This is a genomic window from Roseateles chitinivorans, assembly GCF_002761755.1.
GTDB classification, from domain to species: Bacteria; Pseudomonadota; Gammaproteobacteria; order Burkholderiales; family Burkholderiaceae_C; genus Roseateles; species Roseateles chitinivorans.
The window spans coordinates 1-433 of the sequence record NZ_PEOG01000228.1 but is presented as its reverse complement, the minus strand read 5'-3'; the positions used below and the strand labels follow the sequence as shown (position 1 = coordinate 433).

Below are 433 nucleotides of genomic sequence, written 5' to 3'. Positions count from 1 at the left end.
GCCTGCGACACCAACGACAACGATTCCAGCGCCGGATCCTCGACGCTGTCGCACAAATGCCGCACCGCCTCGGCGCGGCGCGCCAACTCCTCAGGGTCCTGTTCGGCCACCGCGAGTACGACATCCAGGTACGCCAGATAGCAGTGCGTCGGCCCGGTCGGGGCGCCTGTGAGCAGCCGACGCGCCCGGTTCATCCACCCCTGCGCAATGTTGAGATCACCCCGCGTCAGCCACTCCAGGGCGATGTCGACGGCCTTCGTCGCCGCCGTCGCCGGATCACGGCGCACAAGTTGCCCGTACACCCGTTCGGCGAGCCGGACGGCCTCGCGGCTGTGCCCCAGCCGCCAGGCCGTGGTGGCATAGGCATCGAGATCGTCCAGCGTCATCGGGCCGATCGCCTCGGCCCGCAGATACGCCTGATAGGCCGCGGCCC

The 433-nt window shown here is 69.7% G+C and carries 1 protein-coding gene; it reads right to left on the bottom strand.

The features are described 5' to 3' along the window. A partial coding sequence (locus CS062_RS25485) for a hypothetical protein (RefSeq protein WP_199174389.1) occupies positions 1 to 433 on the bottom strand: 433 nt, incomplete at both ends.